This window comes from Clostridium sp. D46t1_190503_E9 (genome assembly GCF_015555225.1).
Lineage (GTDB): Bacteria > Bacillota > Clostridia > Clostridiales > Clostridiaceae > Clostridium.
This window is the reverse complement of sequence record NZ_JADNKB010000013.1, coordinates 36,870-63,798: the sequence shown is the minus strand read 5'-3', so window position 1 is coordinate 63,798 and position 26,929 is coordinate 36,870. Positions and strand designations below refer to the sequence as shown.

Here is a 26,929-nt window from a genome sequence, read left to right as displayed (position 1 = left end):
ATCTAATTTATCACTATTTTAATACTTTTATCGTATTAATTGATATTCATTCTCATGTATCTCGAATCTTTTATTTATAAGCAAAAAAATAGAAGCCAAAAGGCTTCTATTTTACTATTCTACTACGCTTATTTTTAATAAGTTAGTAGCTCCTATCTTATCTACAGGAACTCCAGCAGCAATTACAACTGTATCACCTGTCTTAACAAATCCATTAGTTTGTGCAACTTTAACTGATTCTTCCATCATATGATCTGTTGATTCCATTTGTCCTGAAACAACTGGATAAACTCCGAAACATAATGCTAATTTCTTAGCTACTTTTTCATCTGGAGTTACAGCAACTATTGGGCAATCTGGTCTACATTGAGATAATCTTCCTGCAGTTGCTCCACTTTGAGTTGATGTTATTATAGCTGAAGCTTTTAATTCATATGCAGCATTTGCAGCAGCTCTTGATATAACACCTGCTATAGCTGGTATGTGCTTTTTAGCTCTTGAAGTAGCTATCTCATAGTTTAATTGTCTTTCTGCTTCTACTGCTATTTTAGCCATAGTTTGAACAGCTTCTACTGGCCAATCTCCATTTGCTGATTCTCCTGATAACATTATAGCATCTGTTCCATCGTATATAGCATTAGCAACGTCAGATACTTCTGCTCTTGTTGGTCTTGGATTTCTTATCATAGAATCTAACATTTGTGTAGCAGTTATAACTGGCTTACCTGCATTATTACATTTTTCTATTATCATCTTTTGAACTGCTGGTAATTTTTCCATAGGAATTTCTACTCCTAGATCACCTCTAGCAACCATTATTCCGTCAGAAGCTTCTAATATAGCATCTATATTGTCTACACCTTCTTGGTTTTCTATCTTTGAGAATATTTGAATATGTTCTCCACCATTTTCAACTAATATCTTTCTTATAGCTTCTACATCTGATGCTTTTCTTATGAATGATGCAGCAACTAAGTTAACTCCAATTTCACAACCAAATTTTAAATCAGCTATATCTTTTTCAGTTAATGCTGGTAATTTGATTGAAACTCCTGGAACATTAACTCCCTTATGAGTTCCTACGAAACCTGTATTCATAACCTTACAGTTAATCTTATTTCCTTCAATAGATTGAACTTCTAATCCAACTAAACCATCATCTATTAATATAATATTACCTGGTTTAACGTCATTTGCTAATCCTTCGTATGTAACTGTACATTGAGTTGTGTCTCCAACTACATCTCCACCTGCGTATATTACAAAATCATCACCTGATTTTAATTCTACTTTCTTTGGTTCAAATTTTCCAGTTCTTATTTCTGGTCCTTTAGTATCTAACATTATTGCTATTTCTTTATTGTGTTTTTTAGCTAAATCCTTAACTAAGTTTATTCTTTCTGCATGTTCTGCATGATCTCCATGTGAGAAGTTGTGTCTTGATGCATTCATCCCTGCTTCAATTATTTTTGATAATATTTCTGGATTTTCACTAGCTGGACCAATAGTACAAATCATCTTAGTTTTTCTCATGTAATAACACTCCTTTAATTTACGTATATAGTTTATTTTATCTTAGTAAAATATTATTAATATATTTATATGTTGAGTAATAAATCAAAGATTAATTCTAAGATGAAATTTCATCTGCTATTTCAAATAACTTTTCGTCAAACTTTCTATCTAGTGCTAAGGCTTCATCTATATCTTGATCAATTATCTCATTGTTTTTTATTCCTATAACTCTTGATGTTTTACCTTCTAAAAGAACTTCTACTGCTCTAGAACCCATTCTTGATGCTAAAACTCTATCAGTTGCTGTTGGGCTTCCACCTCTTTGAATATGACCTAAAACTGTTGCTCTTGTTTCAATACCTGTAACACCTTCAACATATTTAGCTAACTCTTGAGCTCCACCTACTCCTTCTGCTAGTAAAACTAAGTTATGAATCTTACCTTTTTGTTTACCTTCTAATATTACTTTGCAAAGTTCTTCTTTTGAGAATCCCTTTTCTGGAGTTATTATATATTCTGCTCCACCTGCTATACCAGCATATAAAGCTAAATCACCACAATCTCTTCCCATTACTTCTACTATTGACACTCTTTCATGAGAAGTTGATGTATCTCTAATCTTATCTATAGCATTTATTACTGTATTTAAAGCAGTATCAAATCCTATTGTGAAATCAGTATAAGTTAAATCATTATCTATTGTTCCTGGTAATCCTACAGTTTTTACACCTAACTTAGATAAAAGCTTAGCTCCTGTAAATGATCCATCTCCACCAATTACTACTAAAGCATCTACTCCATAGGCTTTTAATATTTTAGTAGCTTTAACTCTTACTTCTTCTTTTTTAAATTCAAGGCATCTAGCAGTTCTTAGGATAGTTCCTCCTCTATGGATAATATCTGATACTGATGATCTATCCATAGTAAATAATTCTCCATTAATTAAACCACTATATCCTCTTTGAACGCCCATTACTTCAATACCATGATGTAAAGCAGTTCTTACAACGGCTCTTATTGCTGCGTTCATTCCTGGAGCATCTCCACCACTAGTTAAAATAGCTATTTTTTTCATGCTGTTTCCTCCTTAACACCACCGGGACAAAGGTTGTCCCACTTTCTGTGGAATTATCCATTTTTTATTTACTATAATAATTTTTATTTATTGCACCGTATTAATTTAAATTTTTTTACTAATTTTTATCACCTTATTTATTTTACTTGCTACACAAAGTTTATGCAACTAAAATAAATACAATATTATGATTTTTATCGACTTTTTTATACCTTCTTACTTATATTATAACCTAATTAAATATAATTTATAGCTTAATTTATAATTTTTTATTAAATTATTAATTGTAAATTTTTTGTTTTTATATATAAATTATTAAAGTTTATATATAAAAATATATTTAATAATAAAGAGAAAAGATTTTACTCTTTTCTCTTTATTATTACTCTATTACTTTGACATTTTCTTCTCCAGCTACTTCTTTAAAATAATTAACTGCATCAGACTCCAAATCTATCCACATATCTTTTGGCATTCTATAATTTTTTCTATCATTAGCAGTAAAGATATATACGGTAGTATCACCTTTATATTCTAAAGGCATTGACCTTAATTCTTTCATTAAATTTCTTCCATCATCTAAATTATTTGATCTAATATATACCTTTGTAGTATTAATTTTCTCTAAAGGTTCTACTGTTTCGCATATAAGTTTTGGTAATTCATCTTCTTTTATGCTTATTCTTCCCTTTATTACTACTAGATTATCTTCTTTAATAGAATCCCTAACCTTGTCTAGAGTTTTAGGGAATACTATAACTTCTATGATACCTGTTAAATCTTCAAGCTTTAAAAATGCCATCATAGTATTACTTCTTGTTATTTTTTGATTTGATTCAGCAATTATACCTCCAAGTATAACTCTTTCTTCATCATGTATTATATCCTCTGGTAAATCAGTCTGATTAAAAGTTTCTTTTATTATCTCATAAGATTTATATACCTTATCTATATTAGTAGTAGTTTGAACTTTTAAGCTATCCGCATATTCATCTAAAGGATGTCCTGATAAATATAATCCTGTCATTTCCTTTTCCATAGCCAAAAGATTTTTCTTTGCAAACTCTTTTATATTTGGATAATTTATTTCAGGCACTTCAATTTCTTCTTCCATTCCAAATAGACTAATTTGTCCATCTATATTTCTTTTTCTTTCACTAGATACACCATCCATTAGCTTTTCATATACAGCTAAAAGCTTTGATCTAAATATACCAAAACAATCAAGAGCTCCAGCCTTTATAAGACTTTCTATTGCCCTTTTATTTATAGATGATAAATCTATTTTATTTATAAAATCCATCAAAGACTCAAACTTCTCTTTAGTATTTCTAGATTCAACAATAGTTTCAACAACATTATATCCTACATTTTTTATTGCAGCCAAACCAAACCTAATTTTATCACCTTTAACTGTAAACTTAGAATAACTTTCATTTATATCAGGCGGTAATACTTGTATCCCTAAGCTTTCTGCAAAACTTATGTAATGTGCTACTTTTTCACTTGTTCCCATTACTGAATTAAGCATTGCTGCTATAGTTTCAACAGGATAGTATTTCATCAAATATGCAGTTTGATATCCTATAACAGCATATGCAGCTGCATGAGACTTATTAAATGCATAAGAAGCAAAATCCATCATTTGATCAAATATTTTGTTTGCAGATTCTTCTGATATACCATTTCTTTTACATCCAGGAACTTCTATATTCCCATTTTCATCTACAACTCCATATATAAAGTTTTTTCTTTCTTCCTCCATGACCTTATGCTTCTTTTTAGACATAGCTCTTCTTACAAGGTCACTTCTTCCCATGGAGTATCCAGCTAGCTTTCTAACTATCTCCATTACCTGCTCTTGATAAACCATTACTCCATAAGTAACATTTAAAATATCTTCTAGCTCTGGAACCTCATATTCAACTTTATCTGGGTTTTGTTTACATTCTACATACCTTGGAATTTCTCCCATAGGACCTGGTCTATATAATGATATTCCTGCTATTATATCCTCTAAGCAATCTGGTTTTAATTCCTTCATAAAGGAAGTCATCCCTGGAGATTCTAATTGGAATACACCTGCTGTTTTCCCTTCTCCAATCATTTTATATACAGATTTATCTTCAAAATTAATCTTATCTAGATTTATATCAATTCCTTGATTTTCTTTAATCATTTTAACAGCATCATTCATAACTGTTAATGTTCTTAGCCCAAGGAAATCCATCTTTAGCAATCCAAGTTCTTCTAAAGTAGTCATATCAAACTGAGCTACTATAGAGTCTTCATTTTTTTGAAGCGGTACGTATTCAACTAATGGTTTGGATGCTATAACTACACCAGCAGCATGAGTTGATGAGTGTCTAGGTAATCCTTCTAAATCCTTACTTACATCTATTAAAGCCTTTACTCTTTCCTCATTATTATATGCAGCTTTAAGTTCAGGATTTATTTCTAATGCCTTATCAATAGTAATGCCTAACATAGTAGGAATCATTTTTGCTATTCTATCTACTTCTGCATAGGAATAATTCATAGCCCTTCCTACATCCCTTATACATGCTCTAGGCGCCATTGTTCCAAAGGTTATTATTTGCGAAACGTTATTTACTCCATACTTATCAACAACATAATCAATAACCTCTTGTCTTCTTTCATAACAAAAATCTGAATCTATATCAGGCATGCTCACTCTTTCAGGATTTAAAAATCTTTCAAAAAGCAAACTATATTTTATTGGATCTATCTTTGTTATACCTAAAGTATAAGCAACTATTGAACCTGCTGCTGATCCACGCCCAGGTCCAGTTGGAATTCCATTTTCATTAGAAAATCTTATAAAATCCCAAGTTATTAAAAAGTAATCTACATATCCCATTTGCTTGATTACTGATAACTCATATTCTAATCTTTCAATATATCCACAAGCTTCTTCATTTGTTTTATAATAATCCACAAGTTCTTCCACATTTAGTGGTTTATTTAAAAACTCCTTAAATACCTCATATCTTTCTATTAGCCCAGAATAACATACACTTTTTAAATATTCATATGGCTCTATACCATCTGGGACTGGAAATTTAGGTAATTTTGATACATGGAACTCATAATCAAAATTGCATTCCTCTGCAATTTTTGTTGTATTCTCTAAAGCTTCTGGTATATGAGAAAATATATCCCACATTTGTTCTGGAGATTTTAAGTAAAATTGATCTGACGGATATCTCCTTCTATTTGGATCATCAATAGTCTTTCCTGTCTGAATACACATAAGTACATCATGTGACTCAGAATCTCTTTGATTTATGTAATGAACATCATTAGTAGCAATTAAAGGAATTCCTGTTTCCTTCGATAACTTAATGTTTGCTTCTGTAACTTTTCTTTGTTCATCCATTCCATGATTTTGTATCTCTAGATAAAATCCATCTTTAAAAATATCTTTATACAAAAGAGCCACTTCTTTAGCTTTTTCATAATTATCCTTAAGATGCCATGACTGAACCTCTCCCCCTAAGCAAGCACTTAAAGCAATAAGTCCATTACTATGACTTCTTAAAAACTCATGGTCAACTCTTGGTTTATAATAAAATCCTCTTATAGATGCCTGAGATACTATTTCCATAAGATTCTTATATCCTTCTTCATTTTTAACCAATAATACTAGGTGATGGGTACTATTTTCCTTATCATTCATTTTAATATCCATAGACTTTGCAGCTACGTATATCTCACATCCAAGTATAGGTTTAATCCCTTGTTCTATAGCTTCTTTATAGAAAGACACGCAACCATACATAACACCATGATCAGTAATAGCTATACTTTCCATTCCTAACTCTTTAGCTCTACTTATTATTTTTTTTATTTTTCCTGAACCATCAAGCAAACTATATTCAGTATGGAGATGTAGATGGGTAAATTTTTTACTCAACTAAAACACCGTCCTTTCAATTGATAATTGATAATGCATAATTCATAATTTAGGAAGAAGTCCTAATGAAATTTCCTTAATTAATATAGTCTAAATACAATAGATTATATCTTTAATCATGCATCATCAATCATCTATTATATATTGTTATAATCTAGCTAAGCTGGATTATCTCATCAATTATCCATTTTTAATTGTCAATTATTAATTATTTAATATGTTCCTGACCTAACTTCTTCAGCAATTTTTTCTATTTTTCTTAATCTATGATTGACGCCTGATTTTCCTACAGGAGGATCTAACATTTCACCAAGTTCCTTAAGGGACTCATCTGGATAGCTTAATCTAAGTTCTGCTATTTCCCTTAAGTTTTTAGGCAATCTCTGAAGCCCTATTTCTCTTTGAATTAGCTTTATGCTTTCCACCTGTCTTACTGCAGCGTTTACTGTTTTGCTTAAATTTGCTGTTTCACAGTTTACAAGCCTATTAACATTATTTCTCATTTCCTTCATTATTCTTATATTTTCTAACTCTAATAATGATGTATGTGCTCCTATTATTCCTAAAAGATTTGAAATCTGCTCCCCTTCTTTTAGATAAATAATATAACTATTTTTTCTTTGTATTACTTTTGAATTTAGTCCAAAAGTATTTATTAAAACCGATAAATCCTTAGCATAATCTTCACTATGAGTAACGAATTCTAAGTGATAAGTTTTTTCAGGGTTACTTATACTTCCCCCACCTATAAACGCTCCTCTTACATATGCTCTTTTTAAATCTTCTGTCTTAACCATATTTTCATCTATTCTGTAGTCTAAAGTTAATACTCCTTCTACCTCTGTTAGTATTCCAGTATCTCTTAAAAGATCTCTAACCCCCATAGATTCTTCTATAAGCACCATATATATATTATTTTTTTTTAATGAATTACTTTTCTTAACCATAAGTTTTGAATGTATATTAAAATGTTCTTTTAATAAACTAAATATATGCCTTGCAGATGCTGGATTTTCAGTGGTAATCCTAAACGCTAACCCTAAGCCACTAAAGGATATTGTTCCACTTACTTTCATTATTGCTGAAATCTCAGCTAATGCTTCTTCTTTGGTTAATTCAGAATGTCTGCAAATTTCTCCTTTTACCTTTGATGAAAATGACATATGGCCTATTTCTCCTTATTATCTATTCTTATCATGTAATTATATCATAAATAATAATAAAAATTTAGATGTAAATTATAGCTTTAAATATTAATTTAAATTGATATTTCTATAACTAAATTTTCTCCAACTATTCTACCGTTTATATCACCCTTATATTTTTTTACTATTTTTTTCACATTATATAAGCCATATCCTCTGCCCTTTCCTTTACTAGAAAATCCTTTTTTAAAAAAGTTATCTATCTCTTCGTTTGATATGTTTAAGCCACAAATACTATTTATAACTTCTATTTTATTTTTTTCACTTTTATTAATCCGTATTGTAATTTCTTTTTTTAGTGAGTTTTTAGTAGCTTCAATAGCATTATTTAATAAATTACTTAATATTATTGTTATCTCTGAGTCATCTAAGCAACTTTCTTCTATATTAAAATCAATAAAATAATTTAACTTTATTCCATGTTGTTCGCATTCAACTAATTTGCTATATAAAATAGCTTTTAGTATCGTGCTTTCAATATCTATTACAGAAATTAATATATTCGTATTATCCAACCCACCTATATACTTTTTAGCTCTGTTCTTTAACTCTGGAATATCTTTTGACACTTGTATCATTGAATATAGTATATTTATGTGATTCTTATATTCATGTTCATTTGCTCTTATATTTTGTATTATGTCGTCCAATAATGGATTGTAAGCATTCTTAACCTCTATACTTTTATTCTTTAGTATAGTTTTATGTAATGACCTATAAAAACTTATATTTAAAAATATATTTATGAAGATAAGTAGATTTATTTCTATAACAATTAAACTTGAAAATTCTCCACTATCATAAATAATTTTATATATCATAAAAAACATAAATATATTTAAAAATATGTTTGATATTAAAAGGTTATCTTCAATATATTCTTCCAAATCTAAATTTTTCTTTTTTGTATATCTCCTAGAAAATATAATAATTAATAATATATTAATAGCAAAAAGAACTAACTGCACAAAAACTAATTCCTTTGTTTTTTTAGTAAATAAATATAATACAGTTACTAATGTAGTTTGTAATATAAAAGTTATAACAACACATATAACCATTTCTGTTATCACTAAGCTTTTATCTTTATTATCAACTACGGCTATTGCAATGATTTCTGCTAATAGTAATATTATATAAACTAGTACTCCATTTATACTTTTTAAATTATAAAATAAGATACTACAAACTACTACTATAAGAAAATATTTTAGCAAGTTATCCTTTTTACTTTTATTAAATACCGCATTATATAAGAGAACCACCAACATCATTTCTATAAATATCATCAATACATCCATAAAATACATCCTCTATCCCCATAAATTTGCTTGGAATAAATTTAATTGTAACTTTAACCTCCCAATATATTTTTTCCCAGCTATACACTATATTCTAGCAAATTATTATATATTTTTCCATATTATGCATTAATATTACAATATATTGCTTTTAAAAATGAGTAGTCTCTTAAATCTATTTAATATAAAATTTAATCTCTTATTTTTATAAAGGGGGTCGCGTTTCGCGACCCCATTTTAAACCATTGATTTTACTTACTTAAAATATCTTTTAAACTTAAATAGAAATTTATTCTATTACTTATTATATACGCAAAAAGGAAAGCTCGAATTAGAACTTCCCTTTGTATCAGCTAATATCAAAATTTATTTTTGTACAGTACCTTTATTAATTTTATTCATTTTATCTCTCTCTTTAATTCTTTGAGATACATACATATATTCTATTATTTTCTTTCTATCATATAGCAACTTCTTCTCCATTATTGTATCTACTAAAACTTCAGCTAAATACTCTGAATCATGCTTTACATAACCTTTTTCTATTTTGGCTAAAGAAGCCTCAACTACATCTACTCCTAGACTCTTTATTTCTTTCGAATCTAACTCTACTAATTGAGAATTATCTAATGAATATCTTTTCTTTATATCATCTGGAATATCTCCTCTATTAGCAATCACATAATCTACAATTCCTCTTCCACCGTACTTTTTTAATATCTTTATATGATCTGAAGCTTTAAATCCATGAGTTTCTCCCGGCTGAGTCATTATATTAGATATATATATCTTTATTGCATCACTTTTCCTTATACTTTCTGAAATATCCTTTACTAATAAATTTGGTATTATGCTTGTATATAGACTTCCCGGTCCCAATACTATTGCATCAGCCTCATCTATTGCTTTTATAGCATCTTCCAATGGCTTTGCATCCTTTGGCTCTATCATTAGCTTTTTTATTCTTGAATTTTGCTTTAATACTTCATCAGGAATTTGCGATTCTCCCACTACTTTATTACCATTTTCAAGCTCTGCAATTAATTTCATATCTTCCAATGTAACTGGCAACACCTTTCCAGTTACAGCTAATACAGAACTCATTTTTTGGACAGCATCTTCAAAATTATCGCTTACCCCATCCATAGCAGCTAAAAATAAGTTACCAAAACTTTGATTTTTTAATCTTCCATCTGGAAATCTATATTGAAGTAATTCCTCCATTAGTGGCTCTGTATCTGCAAGCGCTAATATACAGTTTCTTATATCTCCAGGCGGTAGCATACCTAAATCTTCTCTTAAATCACCTGAACCTCCTCCATCATCAGCAACTGTTACTATAGCAGTTATATTTGATGTATAGTATTTTAGTCCCCTTAGCATAGTTGATAAGCCTGTGCCACCACCAACAACTACAATTTTAGGTCCTTTTACTAGTAATCTCTTTTCATATATAAGATTCTCCATCTTTCTACTATCTAATGATAAGTGAATGTATCCTTTATTTGTAAGCGCTATTATTGACTTCATACTTTCTATAACAGATATATATATAACAAATACTCCTGTTATATTTAAAAATATATAAAATATTTTATAATAAAAATCATATACTCTTCGTACTGCTAATTCTGTGAATCCAAATGCAATTAAAAGAATCCCAAATATTCCAAAGAAAAGCCATCTTTTAATTCTAACTCCTGGTTTCAACCAATCCTTTATACTCATAGCTTTTTAGCTCCTTGATGCACATCTTCTCTTATATCTCTATGTTCAACAGAAGCATTGTAATTTCTTTCTAATAGTTTCTTATATAAAGCATTAGCTATAGCTACAGATCTGTGTCTTCCCCCTGTACAACCAACAGATATTATAAGCTGCCTCTTTCCTTCCTTTTTATAATTAGGTATTAAGAAGTCCAACATATCATCTGCTCTCTCTATAAAACCTTTAGTTTCTTCTTGCTCAAGAACATATTTTTTTACTGGTTCATCATTACCTGAATATGGTTTAAGATCTGGAATGTAAAATGGATTTGGTATAAACCTAACATCAAATACTAAATCAGAATCAACTGGTATTCCATATTTAAAACCAAAACTTAATACAGTTACAGAAAGTTGCTTTTCTGGCTGCTTTACATCTCCATAATTTTTATTCATTTCTTCCCTTAAATCTCTAATTGCATATTTTGATGTATCTATAATTATATCTGCTCTGTCTTTTACTTCTCTTAGTCTATTTCTTTCCTCATTAATCCCTGTAATAACTCTGCTTCCAGGTGCTAATGGATGACTTCTTCTCGTTTCTTTAAATCTTTTTACTAATACTTCATCTGTTGCATCTAAGAATAGTATTTCATATTTAAAATCTTGTTTTTTTAGATAATTTAAGCTTTCAAATAAATCATCAAAGAAAATTCCGCCTCTTATATCTATTACTAATGCAACTTTATTTATTTTTCCTTGGCTTTGAACACAGGCTTCCGCAAACTTTGGTATTAACTTTGGAGGAAGATTATCTACACAAAAGTATCCCATATCTTCAAGGCTTCTTGTTGCTTCTGTTTTACCTGCTCCTGATAGTCCTGTAACTATTATAAATCTCATGATAATGCCTCCTTTTATAATTCAAAGATTATATAGTTAAATTATAACATATCAAGTTTATTTATATAAGTTATAATAAATATTATACTTATACCTAACTATGTATCTATTATATATAGAAAACTAACTATATGAAAATTTAAATTACTTTTATTTTAAAATAGAAATAGAGAAAAGCTATCACTCTTCTCTACTGAAACTATTCTTTATCTCTTTCTTTTATAGCATCATATAGTAACTTGCAAAACTCTACATTTTGGTCTTTAGTCCCTATGCTCACTCTTATCCATCCAGGCATATCTAGTAAGTATCCTGGCCTTATTATATATCCATGTCTTAATAGATATTCATGTATTGGTTTATCATCACCATTTACATTAACCATTATGAAATTAGCCTGCGATTCTATACATTCTAATCCCATTTCATTAAATTTCTTTGTTAAATAATTTCTTTGCTCTTTATTAAAGATTTTAACAGTATTTATAAACTCTTCATCTTCTATAGCTACAACTGCTGCCCTTTGAGCAAATAAATTAACATCAAATGCATTTATAACCCTATTAATATAATCTACTATTTCCTCATTAGCAATTCCATATCCAAATCTTAACGAAGCTAATCCATAAGCCTTAGATAAAGTTCTTAATATTATCATATTAGGATATACCTTCAATAATTCTAATGAATCAGGATATTCTTCTGAATTAACATATTCATAGTAAGCCTCATCCATTATTATAATTACATTTTCTGGTATTTTATATAATACTTTATCTAAATCCTGTTTAGTGAACATACCTCCAGTTGGATTATTAGGGTTACATAACCATAATAACTTTGTTTTGTCTGTTATCGCATCCACCATAGCTTCTAAATCTAACCCATTATTTTTTAATGGAACCTTTATTGGTTTTGCACCCATAAGAATTGTATTGCTCTCATATCTAGGAAAAGTAATTTCCGCCATTATACTTTCATCATCTTTATCCAAAAACACTTCACATACTACATTTATTAAAGAATCTGATCCCGCCCCACAAAATATCATATCCTTATTTACTCCAAGCTTACTGCTTAAAGCTTGCTTAAAATCATAGGAAGATGAATCTGGATACATATTCATCTCATTTACTAATTCAGTCATCAGTTTTTTAACTTTATTCGAAGTTCCTAAAGGATTCTCATTAGATGCAAGCTTGACGACCCTATCTACTCCAAATTCTCTTTTCACTTCATCTATTGGCTTTCCTGCTACGTATTTTCCTAATCTTTTAACTTCATCTCTAACATTAAACTTCATTTTTTCGTCCAGTTTCTGGACTATCCCCCTTTATTATTTATTGTTGTAATTTTAATTTATTTAACAACTTAAAATAATTATATATACATAAGGTTAAATATTCCAGAACTAATTTTCAAAGAGATTTCCTAATGACCCGAGAACACTTCCTTGGTCAACTGATTTCCCCATATTTTGTGGCGCAGCTGAATATACTCTTGATGCTAATTTACTAAATGGCAAACTTTGAATCCATACATCTCCAGGACCAGTTAATGTTGCAAAAAATAATCCTTCTCCTCCAAATACAGCATTTTTGAAACCACCTACAAATTGTATATCATAATTTACATTTTGAGTCATAGCAACTAAACAACCTGTATCTATTTTTATAGTTTCTCCTGGCATTAGTGTTTTCTTTACAATAGTTCCACCTGCATGTATAAAAGCTAAGCCGTCCCCTTCTAGCTTTTGTAATATAAACCCTTCTCCACCAAAGAATCCTGTTCCTAGTTTCTTAGTAAATGCTATTCCTACGCTAATCCCTTTTGCACAACATAGGAATGAGTCTTTTTGACAAATTAATCTACCACCAAATTTTCTTAAATCCATTGCCATTATTTTTCCTGGATAAGGTGCTGCAAAGGCTACCTTTTGTTTTAAAACTCCCGAATTTGTAAATGATGTCATAAATAAACTTTCACCAGTCATTACTCTTTTTGCTGCTCCTCCAAGTTTCCCCAAGAAGCCTCCTTGAGATTTTTGACTTCCATCTCCAAAAATTGTTTCCATAGTAATACTATTATCCATCATCATCATTGCTCCCGCTTCCGCAACCACAGTTTCTCTTGGGTCTAGTTCTATTTCCACATACTGCATTTCATTCCCTAAAATTTCATAATCTACTTCATGAGCCATTATTATTTCCCTCTCTTTATTAAATTTTATAATATTTTATTAATCATAATATTTTATTAGACTTATATTGGCACTATTTATTTTTAATTATCACTATGAAACCTTACCATATCTATCATTACTAATAACCCTATAAAAAATATATTGTAGCTTTCATCTAATACTTCTAAAGAATATCTGTCTCTTCCTAAAGTTAGCTCTTTATCAATTTTTCCTATATCTACGCCATTCTTTTTTATTGTATAGTGCCTTCCTAACATGCTATTTGACTCCATACTCATTGTACCTACAGTTCCTGTAATATTGTATTCTGGCACCATAAATTCTTTTTTTATAGTTGCTATTTCTCTCATATTTTCATCATAAGCAATATACTTATGAGCTCCTAACCTTATTTGTTGCCTCATATATAGAACTTTTCTTTTATTAGAATCATATATGCTAATATTTTTCCCTATATCAAATTTATCTGCCTCTGCAATAAATACTATATTGTCATATTCATCTAAAATATCAAATTTAGCTCCTATTGAAAATAGCCTCTCTTTAATATAAAACCTTCTCATAAATCACGCACCCCTTAAAATATAATATATTTTTATTTAACTTTAAATATAGTATATTATACCATATTTCAATTGTCAATAACCTCTTACTTATTTTTAAATAATCTCACATTAAATAGATGCTTATTAAAATAAAAAGGCTCAAGAATCCTCTTGAACCTTTTAATCGTATTATATTTATCTTTTATCTTCGCCTATTATTCTAACTTCCGGATGCAACTCTACATTAAATTGCCTTTTTACTTCACTTTGTATATATGCTATTAAATCTAATATATCTTTAGCCGTAGCGCCATTCTTATTTATTACAAATCCTGAATGCTTTTCAGAAACCGCTGCTCCGCCTATACTATACCCTTTTAGTCCAGCATCTTGTATTAACTTTCCTGCAAAATATCCTTCAGGTCTTTTAAATGTACTTCCAGCAGAAGGATACTCCAATGGTTGTTTTGATTCTCTCTTACAAGTTAAATCATCAACTACCTCTTTAATTTCCTTCTCATCACCATTTTGCAATTTGAACCTTGCGGATAAAACAATATAATTTTTTTTCATTACTACAGAAGATCTATATCCTAATTCAAGTTCATCTTTTGATAAAGTTAATATTTTACCTTCATTATTAATGACTTCTGCGCTCTCTATTACATTTGATATCTCACCATTATATGCACCGGCATTCATAAATACAGCCCCACCTACAGTTCCAGGAATTCCACAAGCAAATTCAAATCCAGTTAAAGAACTTTTCAAAGCAGCATTAGAAACATCTTTTAACATAGCTCCACACTCGGCTTCAACTATATCTCCATTAACTTTTATGTTTTTCACTTCATTTAACTTTATAACAACGCCCTCTATTCCACCGTCTTTTACTAATAAGTTAGATCCATTTCCAACTACGTAGAAAGGTATGTTTTTTTCTTTACAAATCTCTATTGTTCTTATAACTTCTTCCTTCTTTTCTGGAATTAAAAGGATATCCGCTGGTCCGCCTACTCTAAAGTGAACGTAATTTTTCATTTCTGCATCAAGAATAATATTTTCGCTTTTGTAAAATTCTTTAAATAAGTCTTCAAACACTTTATATTTATTCATACCTAACTCCTTATAAAATACACGTAGTAATATCTTTTCATAGTATAAATTAAAATTCTTGAATAAACAACCCATTAAATGCATATTTATATATAATACTTAAATTGTAACCATTTTGTCACTATTTTTCCTTAGTTGTAAAGTAATCAATTATACTCTGAGCTGCTTTTTTATCTATACTTGGCGTTTCTAATAATTCATCTAAAGTTGCATTTTTAATATTTTCAACACTTCCAAACTTCATAAGTAGGTTTCGTCTTCTTTTTTCACCTACATTAGGGATATCTTCAAGTATGGAATGTAACGTTCTCTTATCTCTTAATGTTCTATGATAAGTAATAGCAAATCTATGCACTTCATCTTGTATTCTTCTAATCATTTGCATTAAGTTTGAGCTTCTATTTATTATAAGCTCTTTATTATTATATATAATCCCTCTTGTTTGGTGCTTATCGTCTTTAACCAACCCACAAACTGGAATATTTATATTCAACTTTTCTAAAACTTCTAAAGCAACATTTACTTGACCCTTTCCACCATCCATCATTATAAGATCTGGAAAACTCGAAAACTTACCACTTGAAAAATTTAAGTTTCTCTCTTGAATCTTTTTTATTTCTTCTAATCCATGAGAAAATCTTCTTTCTAATATTTCTCTCATACTATCATAATCATTAGCTCCCTTTACAGATTTAATCCTAAATCTTCTATAATCACTGTTCTTAGATTTTCCTTCTTCAAATACAACCATTGTTCCAACTGAATCTACACCCTGTATATTTGAAATATCATATGCCTCTATTCTGAAAGGAGCTTCATCTAGATCTAATAAATATTGTAATTCTTCTAAAGATATTCTATTTATTTCTTTTTCTTGAAGGAATTTATCTTTAAATTGTTCTAAAGTTATTTTAGCATTATTCCTAACCATCTCTAGCATATCTTTCTTTTGACCCTTTTGAGGTATTTTAACCCAAGCCTTAGCACCTCTTTTTATAGTTAAGAAGTCCTCTATTAACTCTGAGTCATCTATATCTGGTAAATAAATTGTTTTAGGGATCTTAGCTGTCCCCCCATAAAAGGATGTTATAAAATCCTCTAACACTTCTCCAATTTTATCATCTGCTGTATTTTCAAAAATAAAATGTTCACGTCCAGTAACCTTCCCATCCCTAGAAAAGAACACTTGGATACAGCTATCCTTCTCATCTTGATATATATTTATAAAATCTTCATCGCCTTCCATAGTTTTAAATATCTTTTGTTTTTCTACTATTGCTTCAATAGCAAGAATTTTATCTCTATACTTAGCTGCTTTTTCAAACTCAAGATTCATCGATGCATCTTCCATATCACTTTTTAAAGCCTTTATTATTGTTTTATCCTTACCATTAAGTATATCCATGATATCATTAATCATTTCTCCATATTGTTCTTTTGTTACATATCCAGCACATGGTGCAACACATTTTTTTATATGGTAATTTAAACACGGCCTAACTTTTTCCCCACCTTCATTTATTAATAATTTACAGGTTCTTATCGGGAAAATTTTATTAATCAAAGTAATTGTTTCATAAACAGCAGTTCCATTTGTATATGGCCCAAAATATTTTGCTCCATCTTTTGCATATTTTCTTGTTACAAATACTCTTGGATAATCATCATTTGTAGTTATTTTGATGAAGGGATAAAACTTATCATCTTTTAATGCTATATTATATCTCGGACTATGTTTTTTAATTAAATTACACTCTAAAATCAAGGCTTCCATTTCGGAATCAGTTACTATGTATTCAAACTCAGAAATATTTTTAACCATAACTCTAACTTTTTCTGAGTGATTTTTTGAGTTTTGAAAATAACTTCTCACTCTATTTTTTAAAATTTTTGCCTTACCAACATAAATAATTTCACCAAGAGAATTTTTCATTATATAAACTCCTGGTTTTTCTGGTAAATTCTTAAGATGATAATCAAAATCAAACATCAAACTCCTCCCTTCAATTGCATTTCTTGTAATATAAATTTTATCACTATATAAGAAAGTAAACAAAGGAAATTTCTTTACAATTAATACTCTGATAGTCAATAATCAATAATTAAGGAATAATATCCTATATAAGTTTATCCCTTAATTATTCATTACATATTATTAACTACTCGTTATTAAAAAGGTGAATTAAAATCCTCAAATTTAGGCCAAAGTTTATCTTCACTTTCAACCTCAACTTCATCGTCAAAATCCCAAGGAATATTCAAAGAACTCCAATGTATTCCCCCCCGCAACTCTTTTACGAATTGTTTTGTTACTTTATAATAAATTAAAGTATCCTTTTCACCTTTTACATAATATCCATGCGCACATCCGCTTGGAACGTATATCAGATTCTTATTATCTTCGTTTAACTCAACCATAGTGTACTTTCCATAAGTTTTAGATTCTTTTCTTAAATCAACTACTACATCTTGTATTTCTCCTATTATACAAGTTATAAGTTTATCATGTTCTTCTGGAGGTAACTGAAAATGCATTCCTCTTACAACTCCAGGCTTTACTATTGCATAATATTCTTCCTTAAATTCTGTGCTTAATCCATATATATTAAATTGAGTATCATTAAAAACTTTAATTAAATCACAAGTGCTTTCCATAGAAACAGTTGGTGTTATTAAGTAACATCCTTCAACATCTAATTGTTTAACTCTAAACATAGTCTAAAATCTCCTTTTTACCTCTGAAGTTATTTAGCTTTCTAGAAAGAAAGTATAAGAATTAAGTCCTTATTTTAATATATGAGGTAAAAGTTAAATAGTGAGAAAATGAAAGTAAAAACTAAAATTTTGTAGAAAAAAAAGGGCAAGAAATAAATTCTTGACCTTTTACTTTATTATTCCCCAAGAACAGCTGCCCTTACAACTTGTGAAGCTATATTAGCTGCTGAACCTGCACCATTCTCACCTTTTTCTACTATTACCGCAACTGCAATTTTAGGATCATCTAATGGAGCTGCTGATATGAACCATCCATGAGGTACTCCTTCTGAGCCATCATCTAACATATAATCTGCTGTACCTGTTTTACCTCCAGCATTAGTTCCTTCAAAAGCTGGCCATCTATATATATTATTAGAAACTAGATACCCCATATAATCCTTTATTGTACTTGCTATTTCCTTTGAAATAACATCACTTTTTAGAGTTTTACTCGGCATTTCCTTAATTGTATTTCCATCCTTATCTACTATCTTGTTTACTAACTTAGGCTCCATAAGCACTCCATCATTTGCAACTGTTGCGGCTACTATTGCCATTTGCATTGGGCTTGATAATACACTTGCCTGACCTATCCCACTTTGTGCTATGTTTCCTAATTCATAATCTTGCAAAGAAGGGAATATACTTTCAGAAATAGACATTCCTATACCTGGCACTCTAGAATTAAATCCAAATCTTTCTGCTACTTCCTTCAACTTTTCATTTCCCATTTCCATTGCTAGTGTTCCAAAAACTACATTACTAGAAACTCTATATGCCATCTGTAGATCCAAATTACCATGAGCTTGCTTCATATAATTATTTAGTTCTGTACCATCATTAAAAGTTATTTTTCCTGTATCATTAAATTTTCTTCCAGTTATACTTGGATCATTTTCTAGAGCTGCAGCTAATGTTACTGTTTTAAATACAGATCCTGGAGGATATAGTCCATTTATTGTTCTATTTAATAACTTGCTTTCTATATCTACACCAGTATTCGCATCTTCTATAGCTTGCTCCAAATTAGTCGGATCATATGTAGGTTTTGACACCATAGCTAATACTTCACCAGTTTTTGGATTTAATGCAACTACAGCTCCTTTTAAATCTCCCATTGCATCATAAGCTACTTTTTGAAGATTATAGTCTAATGTAGTTACTATCCCATTTCCTACTTTCTCTTCATTTCTATTTTCAAATGCTTTCTTTAAATCATAATCTTTTAGTAGGTTTCTAATTCCATTTGAAAAACTACTGTACTTTGATAACTCGTCGTCATATTCTTCCTCTAGACCAGTAATCCCAAATCTTTCATCTATATATCCTAATGCATGAACATATAAATCTCCATATACATATTCTCTGCTCTGATTAAACTTATCTAATCTGATACTATTAGTTAGTGGATTTCCATCTTTATCATATATAGTTCCTCTTAAAATTTCATTTCTTCTCGCCCAAAGTCTTTTATTTCCTGAATCATTTGCTATATCAGGCCCCTTAAACACTTGAAAATAGGCTATATATGATATTAATGCTATAAAGCAAAAAAGAAATATCACCATAATGTTTCTTATACTTTTTGCTAAATCGTTCATAAAGCCCTCCTTATTTTGTAAAACCTATTAATATCATTATAACTATAAAATTATATATTTAAACTGTAAAATCAAAAATATACATAATATTAAGTAATAGGTAAAGGAGTATTGTAAATATTGCAATACTCCTTTTATATTATACATCAAAAGTTTTAATTATACCTTAAATTCTCCAATACTTTCTTCCATCTTTTTTGCTAATTCTTTTAGCTTTGTAGCCATATTTGATATTTTTTCTGTTGAGCCAAATTGCTCTTCTGTTATTGCTGTAATTTCTTCTGTTGTAGCTGCAATTTCTTCCATTGAAGCTGCGCTACTCTCCACTATATATAATATCTCCTCTTTTTTAGATGTTACGATACTATTAGAATTTATTATAGACTCTATAGCACTCCTCATAACCATAATCTCATCACTTATAACTTTTAATGAATCAACAGTATTTTTCACACTATTACTTTCTTTTATAGAAACATTTCTCGTCTGCTCCAATATTTCAACCGTTCTATTTATCTTTTTATGAATATCTGATGTTGTAATTTTTATTATCTCAGTTGCCCCTTTAGAGTTTTCTGCTAAATTGTTAATTTCCTTTGCAACTACAGCAAAACCTTTTCCAAACTCTCCTGCATGTACAGCTTCTATAGATGCATTGATAGATATTAAATTAATACTGTTTGCTATGTCATCTATTATATTTACAAAATCATTTATTTTACTCATACTTACTGATATATCTAATATGTCTTTAGATAAATCCCCTATAGACTTTTGAAGTTCTGAATTGTCTACTAATAACTCTTGCATTCCTTCATTATTACTTTTCGCATTTGTACTTAATACTGAATATAAATTATTCAACACATCAATAGTTTTAGACACTTCTTTTATAGAATCTCCTAAAGCACTGATATTATTGGATATGTTAGTCATACTATTGGCCTGTTGTTGTGTTACTACCGAAATATTTTCAATAGATGTAGCAACTTGCTTAGAAGCTTCATACATTTCATTAGATGATTCATCTATCTTTGTAGTGTTCTTAGTTAAAACTTCTGATAAAGAAATATTATCCTTCATTACTTTTGTAAGAATATCAAAAGAATTATTTAATTCCTTTATAGCATCACCAATTTCATCATCTAAATCTATCTTTGATCTTTGAGTAAAATCTTTTTTCCCCATTGACTTACTCATATTATTTATATCAATTATAGCATTCAAATATTTTTTTATTATAATAGAAGCAATACCTATTATAATAGCAGAAAATACTATAGTTAGTATTAACGTAGATACTATATTTATAATAATGCTTTTCATTAAAATACCCTTATCATATGCACTTGTTAACTTAAAATCATTTGTGAATTTATGATAAGTAAATATTTTTTCATTATTACCTATAGCAACTTCATTTACTTCTTTATCTTGATCAATTATTTTACTAAGCTCATCATTAATTTTTGTGCCTATTTTTTCTTTATTATTACTTGCAATTATTGTTCCAAAACTATCGGTTAAATTAACTTCTATCCCTTCTATATTTATTACATCAATTTGATCTTGAAAAATTGATGTTGAAATCTGAAGAAAATAATCTTTATTATTTATATTAACTTTAATAGTAATAAAACCTTTATCACCTGATATTATAGAGTTAGACCAAGATACTCCCCTTGACCCACCTTCAACAAAGGTTAATCCATCTATGTACGCTCTACTTAAGCCTCCTGAATATGTTATAAATTCATTCTTTTCATTTTTGACAGCTATAGAGGTTACAGCTGAATTATTTTTCATAAATGAATCTATAAAACTACTTGCTCTATCCTTATCTTTTATCCCATTTTCTAAAGAATATATTAAATCCTCGAAATCAACAATTGTTTTACTAGTTAAACTTTTCCCAAATCCCTTTGTTTGATCTAAAACCTCATTAACCCTACCTGTTTCATTTTTATAGGATATTACTGATGAATATATAGCCAATGAAAGACTAGATATTAAAGTAATTGTAATAAGAAATAGTAATATTTTTTGAGTTATGGTTAATCTTTTTTTATTACCAGCCATCAACTTTCTACTACTTTTAACTTTAATCTTCTTTTTAGCTTTCCTTTCATCTGTAATTTTTTTATTTTTTTTAGACAAAATACTCCCCCCCATAAATCCATAAATACTTCTTTCTTGAAATTATAATAGCTAATTATACAACAAAAAAAGTAATGATTCTCATCATTACCTTTTATTATACTATACTACATTTTATTCCAATTTTATATATTTTTCTATATTTTAATACTCCTCTGATATTTTTTGCAATATACCTAATGCAAAGAACATTGTCAACATAGAACTACCGCCATAACTTATCAGTGGCAGAGTTATACCTGTAAGTGGTATAACAGTAAATATTCCACCTATTATAACTAAAGTTTGGCAAGCTATCATTGTACTAAATCCAACAGCGGCTAACTGGCTGAATTTATCATTAGTTAAAAATGCTATTCTTATTCCTCTATAAAACAATAAGAAATATATTATCATTAATCCTACTGCAAATATCATTCCAAATTCTTCACAAATGACAGCAAATATGAAATCACTCTCGCTTGCGAATATTAAGTCAGGATATCCATTACCTAACCCTACTCCAAATAATCCACCTGATGCTATAGCATATAGACCTTGAACTATTTGATATCCTTCATTGCTTGCATACTTCCATGGATCAAGCCAAATTTTCACTCTTCTTTGTACGTGTCCAAAAACTCCATAAGCTCCTACTGCTCCTATTGCAGAAAGCCCTAAACATGTAAAAACATATTTTTTCTTTGAAGTTGCTATATATAGCATAGTTACAGATATACCAAAAAATATTAAAGTTGATCCTAAATCAGTTTGAAGCACCATGCAAACTAATGAATACATAACAACAACAGCAGGCTCTATTAGTTGTTTAAAATCTTCTTTAATTACATTTTTGCTTTCATATGTCATAAGCGAAGACGCTAAGTATAAAACTAGTGCTATTTTCCCAAATTCAGATGGCTGGAATCCAAATGGTCCTATATAAACCCAATTCATAGCTCCATATGTTTCTACATTAAATATAAGCCCATATATCAATCCCATGGGCATAAATATTAAAGTAATAATCATATATATTTTTTTATACTTAGCAAAACTTTTTAAATCTGGTAATGCTACAACTATGACTATATATGATATCATTCCAAGTACTGCCCATATTAATTGTTTTATAGCAAAACTAGGTTCCAATCTATATAGTACTGCTATTCCAACTACAGCTAATATACTTGAAAATATAAGCATAAACTTATCCCCATCAGGATAAAACCGTCTCACTAGATAGTGTGAAAATCCTATTATTATGCACAAAATAATACCTATAATTAATGCTTTAGTATCAAATGGTTTTTTTAGTAAGGCTAAATTAGTAAACAGAAGTAAGCATAGTAAATAAATTAATTTCAGAACTCTTTTTTCTAACTTTAATGCACTATTCATAAACTCACCTCTAGTTCTTCTCTGCTCTTATAACCTTAAATGTAGCGCTACCTATTCTTATAAGATCGTTAGCTCTTATCTTTGAATATCCGTTAACTCTTTCATCATTTATAAAAACGCCATTAGTACTATTTAAATCTTCTATTACTATCTCATTATTTTTAACTATGATTTTCGCATGATTTCCAGAAGCATATTGATCATCTAATTTTATTGTATTTCCTTCTTTTCTACCTATAGTTATAGTTCCTCTTAACAATAAAATAGATCCTTCTTCTAGGTTTGAGTTCTCACCTGTGCTCAATACTTCTATGCCATAATTCTTTTTAGCAGAAGGTTGCTTTCTTCTTCCACTGCCTTTTACATCCTTGTACATTATTTTTAGTGCATAATAAATTATAAAATAAAGTATTATCATAAATGCTACACCAAAAACTAATGTCATTAGCTTTGAAAAACCCATCTCTTCACCTCAAAATCAGTATTTTATTACCATTATATATTAAAACTTCTAGTCAAAAATAACAAGTATACTTAACTTATCTTAACATCTTTTTAAGATATTTCCCAGTATATGAATTATTTACTTCACTCACTTCTTCTGGAGTCCCTGTTGCAACTATAGTTCCACCTTTATCTCCACCTTCTGGACCTAAATCTATTATATGATCTGCGCACTTTATTAAGTCCAAATTATGCTCTATAACTACAACTGTATTTCCTGCCTCAACAAGCCTTTGTAGTATCTCAACAAGTTTACTTACATCATCTATATGAAGCCCTGTTGTTGGTTCATCTAAAATATATAATGTTTTACCAGTACTTCTCTTTGAAAGTTCAAATGCTAATTTTATTCTTTGAGCTTCTCCTCCTGATAATTGAGTCGAAGGTTGCCCAAGCCTTATATATCCAAGCCCAACATCATTTAAAGTTTCTAGCTTATTCTTTATTCTTGGAAGATTTTCGAAGAATTTCAAAGCCTCTTCAACAGTCATATTAAGTATATCATCTATTGATTTTCCTTTATATTTAACTTCTAAAGTTTCTCTATTATATCTCTTTCCTTTACATACTTCACAAGGAACATATACATCTGATAAAAATTGCATTTCTATTCTTATTATTCCATCTCCAGCACAAGCTTCACATCTACCACCCTTTACATTAAAGCTAAATCTTCCTGGTTTATATCCCCTCATTTTAGCTTCTGGAGTTGATGCAAATAGTTCTCTTATTATATCAAAAACTCCTGTGTAAGTAGCAGGATTTGACCTTGGAGTTCTTCCTATTGGACTTTGATCTATATCTATTATTTTATCAACACTTTCATATCCAATTATTTCCTTGTGATTTCCTACAGGAGTTTTACTTCTATTGACTAACCTATTTAATCCTTTATATAATATTTCATTAACTAACGTACTTTTTCCAGAACCTGATACACCGGTTACCATAGTTAGTGTTCCTAAAGGGAATTTTACATTTACATTTTTCAAATTATTTTCTTTAGCACCTTTAACAGTTATAAAGTTTCCATTTCCTGTTCTTCTTTCACTTGGAATTTCGATTTTCTTCTCTCCTATTAAGTATTGACCTGTTATAGAGTTTTTACACTTCTTTATATCTTCCACAGTACCTGCTGCAATTATCTCTCCCCCATGCTCTCCAGCTCTTGGTCCTATATCAACTATAAAATCAGCTTCTTTTATAGTATCCTCATCATGTTCAACTACTATTACAGTATTTCCTATATCTCTTAAGTTCTTTAAAGTACCTATCAATCTATCATTATCTCTTTGATGTAGTCCTATACTTGGTTCATCTAGAATATATAGCACACCCATAAGTGCAGATCCTATTTGAGTTGCAAGTCTTATTCTTTGAGCTTCTCCACCAGATAATGTACCAGAATTTCTTGCTAAGTCTAAATAATCTAGTCCTACATCAATTAAAAACTTAAGTCTATTTTTAATTTCTTTAATTATTTGATCACTTATTATTTCATCTTTTTCAGATAAAACTAAAGAATTAATATATTCAAACTCTTCTTTTATTGATAATGTTGTGAATTCATAAATATTTTTGTCACCAACTCTAACTGCTAGCGCTTCATTTTTTAACCTTGCACCTTTGCACTTAGGACATTTATTATTACTCATATATTGTTCAATTTCAGTCTTTATAATATCAGAGTTAGTCTCTCTATATCTTCTTTTTAATGAATTTATTTCACCATCATATGCATATGAATATTGTGATTTAACGCCATCTTTGGTGTAAATAACTTTCATTTTCTTACCATTAGTACCATATAGTAATAAATCTAATTCTTTTCTGCTAAGTTCCTTGACTGGTCTACTTAAGTCTAAATCATATTCTTCACTTAATGCTTTTAATATTGCATAAGTCCAAGAATCTTCTTTTAATCTACCTTCTCCCCAGGTAGCAATAGCACCTTCTAATATACTTAAGTCTTTATTAGGAATTATTAAATCTTCATCCAATTCTATCAAAGTTCCTAAGCCATCACAGTAATCACATTTACCAAAAGGTGAGTTGAATGAAAACAATCTAGGTGCTAGTTCATCTATACTCATTCCACATTCTGGGCAGGCAAAATTTTCACTAAATAATAGATCTTCTCCATCTATTACATTTATAATTACTAAACCATCTGCTAATTTTAATGCAGTTTCAATCGAATCAGCTAGTCTTCCTTCTATACCATCTTTAATAATTACTCTATCAACAACAGCTTCTATATTATGCTTTTTATTCTTATCTAATGTAACTTCTTCTTCCGCTAATTCATATATAGACCCATCAATTCTTGCTCTAACAAATCCGCTTCTTTTAATGTTATCTAGCACCTTTTCATGAAGTCCTTTTTTTCCTCTTATCATAGGAGCTAAAACTTGAATTTTAGTTCTATCCCCAATGGACATTACACTATCCACAATTTGATCAACAGATTGTTGCTCAATTGGAATTTTACATTTTGGACAATATGGTTTTCCTATCCTTGAATATAATAACCTTAAATAATCATATATTTCAGTTATAGTTCCAACCGTTGATCGTGGATTTTTACTTGTAGTTTTTTGATCTATAGATATTGCTGGAGATAAACCTTCTATATACTCTACATCAGGCTTATCCATCTGTCCTAAGAACTGCCTTGCATATGATGATAATGATTCTACATATCTTCTTTGTCCTTCTGCATATAAAGTGTCGAATGCTAAAGAAGACTTCCCTGATCCTGATAGACCAGTAAATACAATTAATTTATCTCTTGGTATTTCCAATGATACATTTTTTAAATTATGTACCTTTGCACCTCTTATAATAATTTTATCTTTCATATTAACTTGCCCCTTCTTATTTTATAACATTAGTTTTTCATTTCTTTTATAAAATTAACCTCGAACAAATGTTCTTTATTATATTCTAAATTTTATTATAATTATTGTCAATTATATAATAAATTATTTATAAAAGCTTTGTTAATTCTGCTCACTAATGCAA

The 26,929-nt window shown here is 29.3% G+C and carries 18 protein-coding genes; all 18 read right to left on the bottom strand.

All coding sequences use genetic code 11. The annotated features are described in order from the left end of the window. Positions 1–114: 114 nt before the first annotated feature. Positions 115–1,533 carry a pyruvate kinase gene (gene pyk, locus I2E83_RS14495; protein ID WP_195430670.1) on the bottom strand — a complete coding sequence of 473 codons (1,419 nt, stop codon included), beginning with the start codon at positions 1,531–1,533 and terminating at the stop codon, positions 115–117. A gap of 97 nt (positions 1,534–1,630) precedes the next feature. Further along, on the bottom strand, positions 1,631–2,590 hold the full coding sequence (gene pfkA, locus I2E83_RS14490; protein WP_195264417.1) for a 6-phosphofructokinase: 960 nt from the start codon (positions 2,588–2,590) through the stop codon (positions 1,631–1,633). A gap of 382 nt (positions 2,591–2,972) precedes the next feature. Continuing rightward, positions 2,973–6,527, bottom strand: coding sequence for a DNA polymerase III subunit alpha (locus tag I2E83_RS14485; protein WP_195264418.1), 3,555 nt, complete (start codon positions 6,525–6,527; stop codon positions 2,973–2,975). Positions 6,528–6,739: 212 nt separating this feature from the next. Further along, positions 6,740–7,690 carry a DNA-binding protein WhiA gene (gene whiA / locus I2E83_RS14480; RefSeq protein ID WP_195264419.1) on the bottom strand — a complete coding sequence of 317 codons (951 nt, stop codon included), beginning with the start codon at positions 7,688–7,690 and terminating at the stop codon, positions 6,740–6,742. 95 nt (positions 7,691–7,785) lie between these two features. Then, on the bottom strand, positions 7,786–9,033 hold the full coding sequence (locus I2E83_RS14475) for a GHKL domain-containing protein (RefSeq protein WP_195430668.1): 1,248 nt from the start codon (positions 9,031–9,033) through the stop codon (positions 7,786–7,788). Between the two features lie 366 nt (positions 9,034–9,399). Further along, a complete protein-coding gene (locus tag I2E83_RS14470; RefSeq protein WP_195430666.1) occupies positions 9,400–10,761 on the bottom strand; it encodes a gluconeogenesis factor YvcK family protein in 1,362 nt (453 codons plus the stop codon). Continuing rightward, positions 10,758–11,642, bottom strand: coding sequence for an RNase adapter RapZ (gene rapZ / locus I2E83_RS14465; protein WP_195264422.1), 885 nt, complete (start codon positions 11,640–11,642; stop codon positions 10,758–10,760). The genes I2E83_RS14470 and rapZ overlap by 4 nt, the downstream gene beginning before the upstream one ends. A 199-nt stretch (positions 11,643–11,841) precedes the next feature. Then, on the bottom strand, positions 11,842–12,945 hold the full coding sequence (hisC, locus tag I2E83_RS14460; protein ID WP_195430664.1) for a histidinol-phosphate transaminase: 1,104 nt from the start codon (positions 12,943–12,945) through the stop codon (positions 11,842–11,844). 108 nt (positions 12,946–13,053) lie between these two features. Then, a complete protein-coding gene (locus I2E83_RS14455; RefSeq protein WP_195264424.1) occupies positions 13,054–13,842 on the bottom strand; it encodes a TIGR00266 family protein in 789 nt (262 codons plus the stop codon). Between the two features lie 83 nt (positions 13,843–13,925). Further along, complete coding sequence (locus tag I2E83_RS14450; RefSeq protein ID WP_195264425.1) at positions 13,926–14,408, bottom strand: LURP-one-related family protein; 483 nt, start codon at positions 14,406–14,408, stop codon at positions 13,926–13,928. A 177-nt stretch (positions 14,409–14,585) separates the two neighbouring features. Next, positions 14,586–15,506, bottom strand: a complete 921-nt coding sequence (gene murB, locus I2E83_RS14445) for a UDP-N-acetylmuramate dehydrogenase (protein WP_195264426.1) — start codon at positions 15,504–15,506, stop codon at positions 14,586–14,588. Between the two features lie 121 nt (positions 15,507–15,627). Then, complete coding sequence (uvrC, locus tag I2E83_RS14440) at positions 15,628–17,496, bottom strand: excinuclease ABC subunit UvrC (protein WP_195264427.1); 1,869 nt, start codon at positions 17,494–17,496, stop codon at positions 15,628–15,630. 179 nt (positions 17,497–17,675) lie between these two features. After that, positions 17,676–18,221 carry a dTDP-4-dehydrorhamnose 3,5-epimerase gene (rfbC, locus tag I2E83_RS14435; RefSeq protein ID WP_195264428.1) on the bottom strand — a complete coding sequence of 182 codons (546 nt, stop codon included), beginning with the start codon at positions 18,219–18,221 and terminating at the stop codon, positions 17,676–17,678. Between the two features lie 176 nt (positions 18,222–18,397). After that, entirely contained in the window at positions 18,398–19,864 is a 1,467-nt protein-coding gene (locus I2E83_RS14430) for a penicillin-binding protein 2 (RefSeq protein ID WP_195430662.1), read from the bottom strand. A gap of 159 nt (positions 19,865–20,023) precedes the next feature. Beyond that, positions 20,024–22,021 (bottom strand): methyl-accepting chemotaxis protein, encoded by a 1,998-nt coding sequence (locus I2E83_RS14425; RefSeq protein WP_195430660.1) that lies wholly within the window; start codon positions 22,019–22,021, stop codon positions 20,024–20,026. Positions 22,022–22,165: 144 nt separating this feature from the next. Beyond that, a complete protein-coding gene (locus I2E83_RS14420) occupies positions 22,166–23,401 on the bottom strand; it encodes an FtsW/RodA/SpoVE family cell cycle protein (RefSeq protein WP_195264431.1) in 1,236 nt (411 codons plus the stop codon). Between the two features lie 10 nt (positions 23,402–23,411). Continuing rightward, positions 23,412–23,864, bottom strand: coding sequence for an FHA domain-containing protein (locus tag I2E83_RS14415; RefSeq protein WP_195264432.1), 453 nt, complete (start codon positions 23,862–23,864; stop codon positions 23,412–23,414). Positions 23,865–23,940: 76 nt separating this feature from the next. After that, entirely contained in the window at positions 23,941–26,766 is a 2,826-nt protein-coding gene (gene uvrA / locus I2E83_RS14410; protein WP_195430657.1) for an excinuclease ABC subunit UvrA, read from the bottom strand. Positions 26,767–26,929: the final 163 nt, after the last annotated feature.

What these genes read in the sequence shown, in the direction of transcription:
- pyk (WP_195430670.1), bottom strand. Translation starts at nt 1,533, where the DNA reads ATGAGAAAAACTAAGATGATTTGTACTATTGGTCCAGCTAGTGAAAAT.
- pfkA (WP_195264417.1), bottom strand. Translation starts at nt 2,590, where the DNA reads ATGAAAAAAATAGCTATTTTAACTAGTGGTGGAGATGCTCCAGGAATG.
- whiA (WP_195264419.1), bottom strand. Translation starts at nt 7,690, where the DNA reads ATGTCATTTTCATCAAAGGTAAAAGGAGAAATTTGCAGACATTCTGAA.
- I2E83_RS14475 (WP_195430668.1), bottom strand. Translation starts at nt 9,033, where the DNA reads ATGGATGTATTGATGATATTTATAGAAATGATGTTGGTGGTTCTCTTA.
- I2E83_RS14470 (WP_195430666.1), bottom strand. Translation starts at nt 10,761, where the DNA reads ATGAGTATAAAGGATTGGTTGAAACCAGGAGTTAGAATTAAAAGATGG.
- rapZ (WP_195264422.1), bottom strand. Translation starts at nt 11,642, where the DNA reads ATGAGATTTATAATAGTTACAGGACTATCAGGAGCAGGTAAAACAGAA.
- hisC (WP_195430664.1), bottom strand. Translation starts at nt 12,945, where the DNA reads ATGAAGTTTAATGTTAGAGATGAAGTTAAAAGATTAGGAAAATACGTA.
- I2E83_RS14455 (WP_195264424.1), bottom strand. Translation starts at nt 13,842, where the DNA reads ATGGCTCATGAAGTAGATTATGAAATTTTAGGGAATGAAATGCAGTAT.
- I2E83_RS14450 (WP_195264425.1), bottom strand. Translation starts at nt 14,408, where the DNA reads ATGAGAAGGTTTTATATTAAAGAGAGGCTATTTTCAATAGGAGCTAAA.
- murB (WP_195264426.1), bottom strand. Translation starts at nt 15,506, where the DNA reads ATGAATAAATATAAAGTGTTTGAAGACTTATTTAAAGAATTTTACAAA.
- uvrC (WP_195264427.1), bottom strand. Translation starts at nt 17,496, where the DNA reads ATGTTTGATTTTGATTATCATCTTAAGAATTTACCAGAAAAACCAGGA.
- rfbC (WP_195264428.1), bottom strand. Translation starts at nt 18,221, where the DNA reads ATGTTTAGAGTTAAACAATTAGATGTTGAAGGATGTTACTTAATAACA.
- I2E83_RS14430 (WP_195430662.1), bottom strand. Translation starts at nt 19,864, where the DNA reads ATGAACGATTTAGCAAAAAGTATAAGAAACATTATGGTGATATTTCTT.
- I2E83_RS14420 (WP_195264431.1), bottom strand. Translation starts at nt 23,401, where the DNA reads ATGAATAGTGCATTAAAGTTAGAAAAAAGAGTTCTGAAATTAATTTAT.
- I2E83_RS14415 (WP_195264432.1), bottom strand. Translation starts at nt 23,864, where the DNA reads ATGGGTTTTTCAAAGCTAATGACATTAGTTTTTGGTGTAGCATTTATG.
- uvrA (WP_195430657.1), bottom strand. Translation starts at nt 26,766, where the DNA reads ATGAAAGATAAAATTATTATAAGAGGTGCAAAGGTACATAATTTAAAA.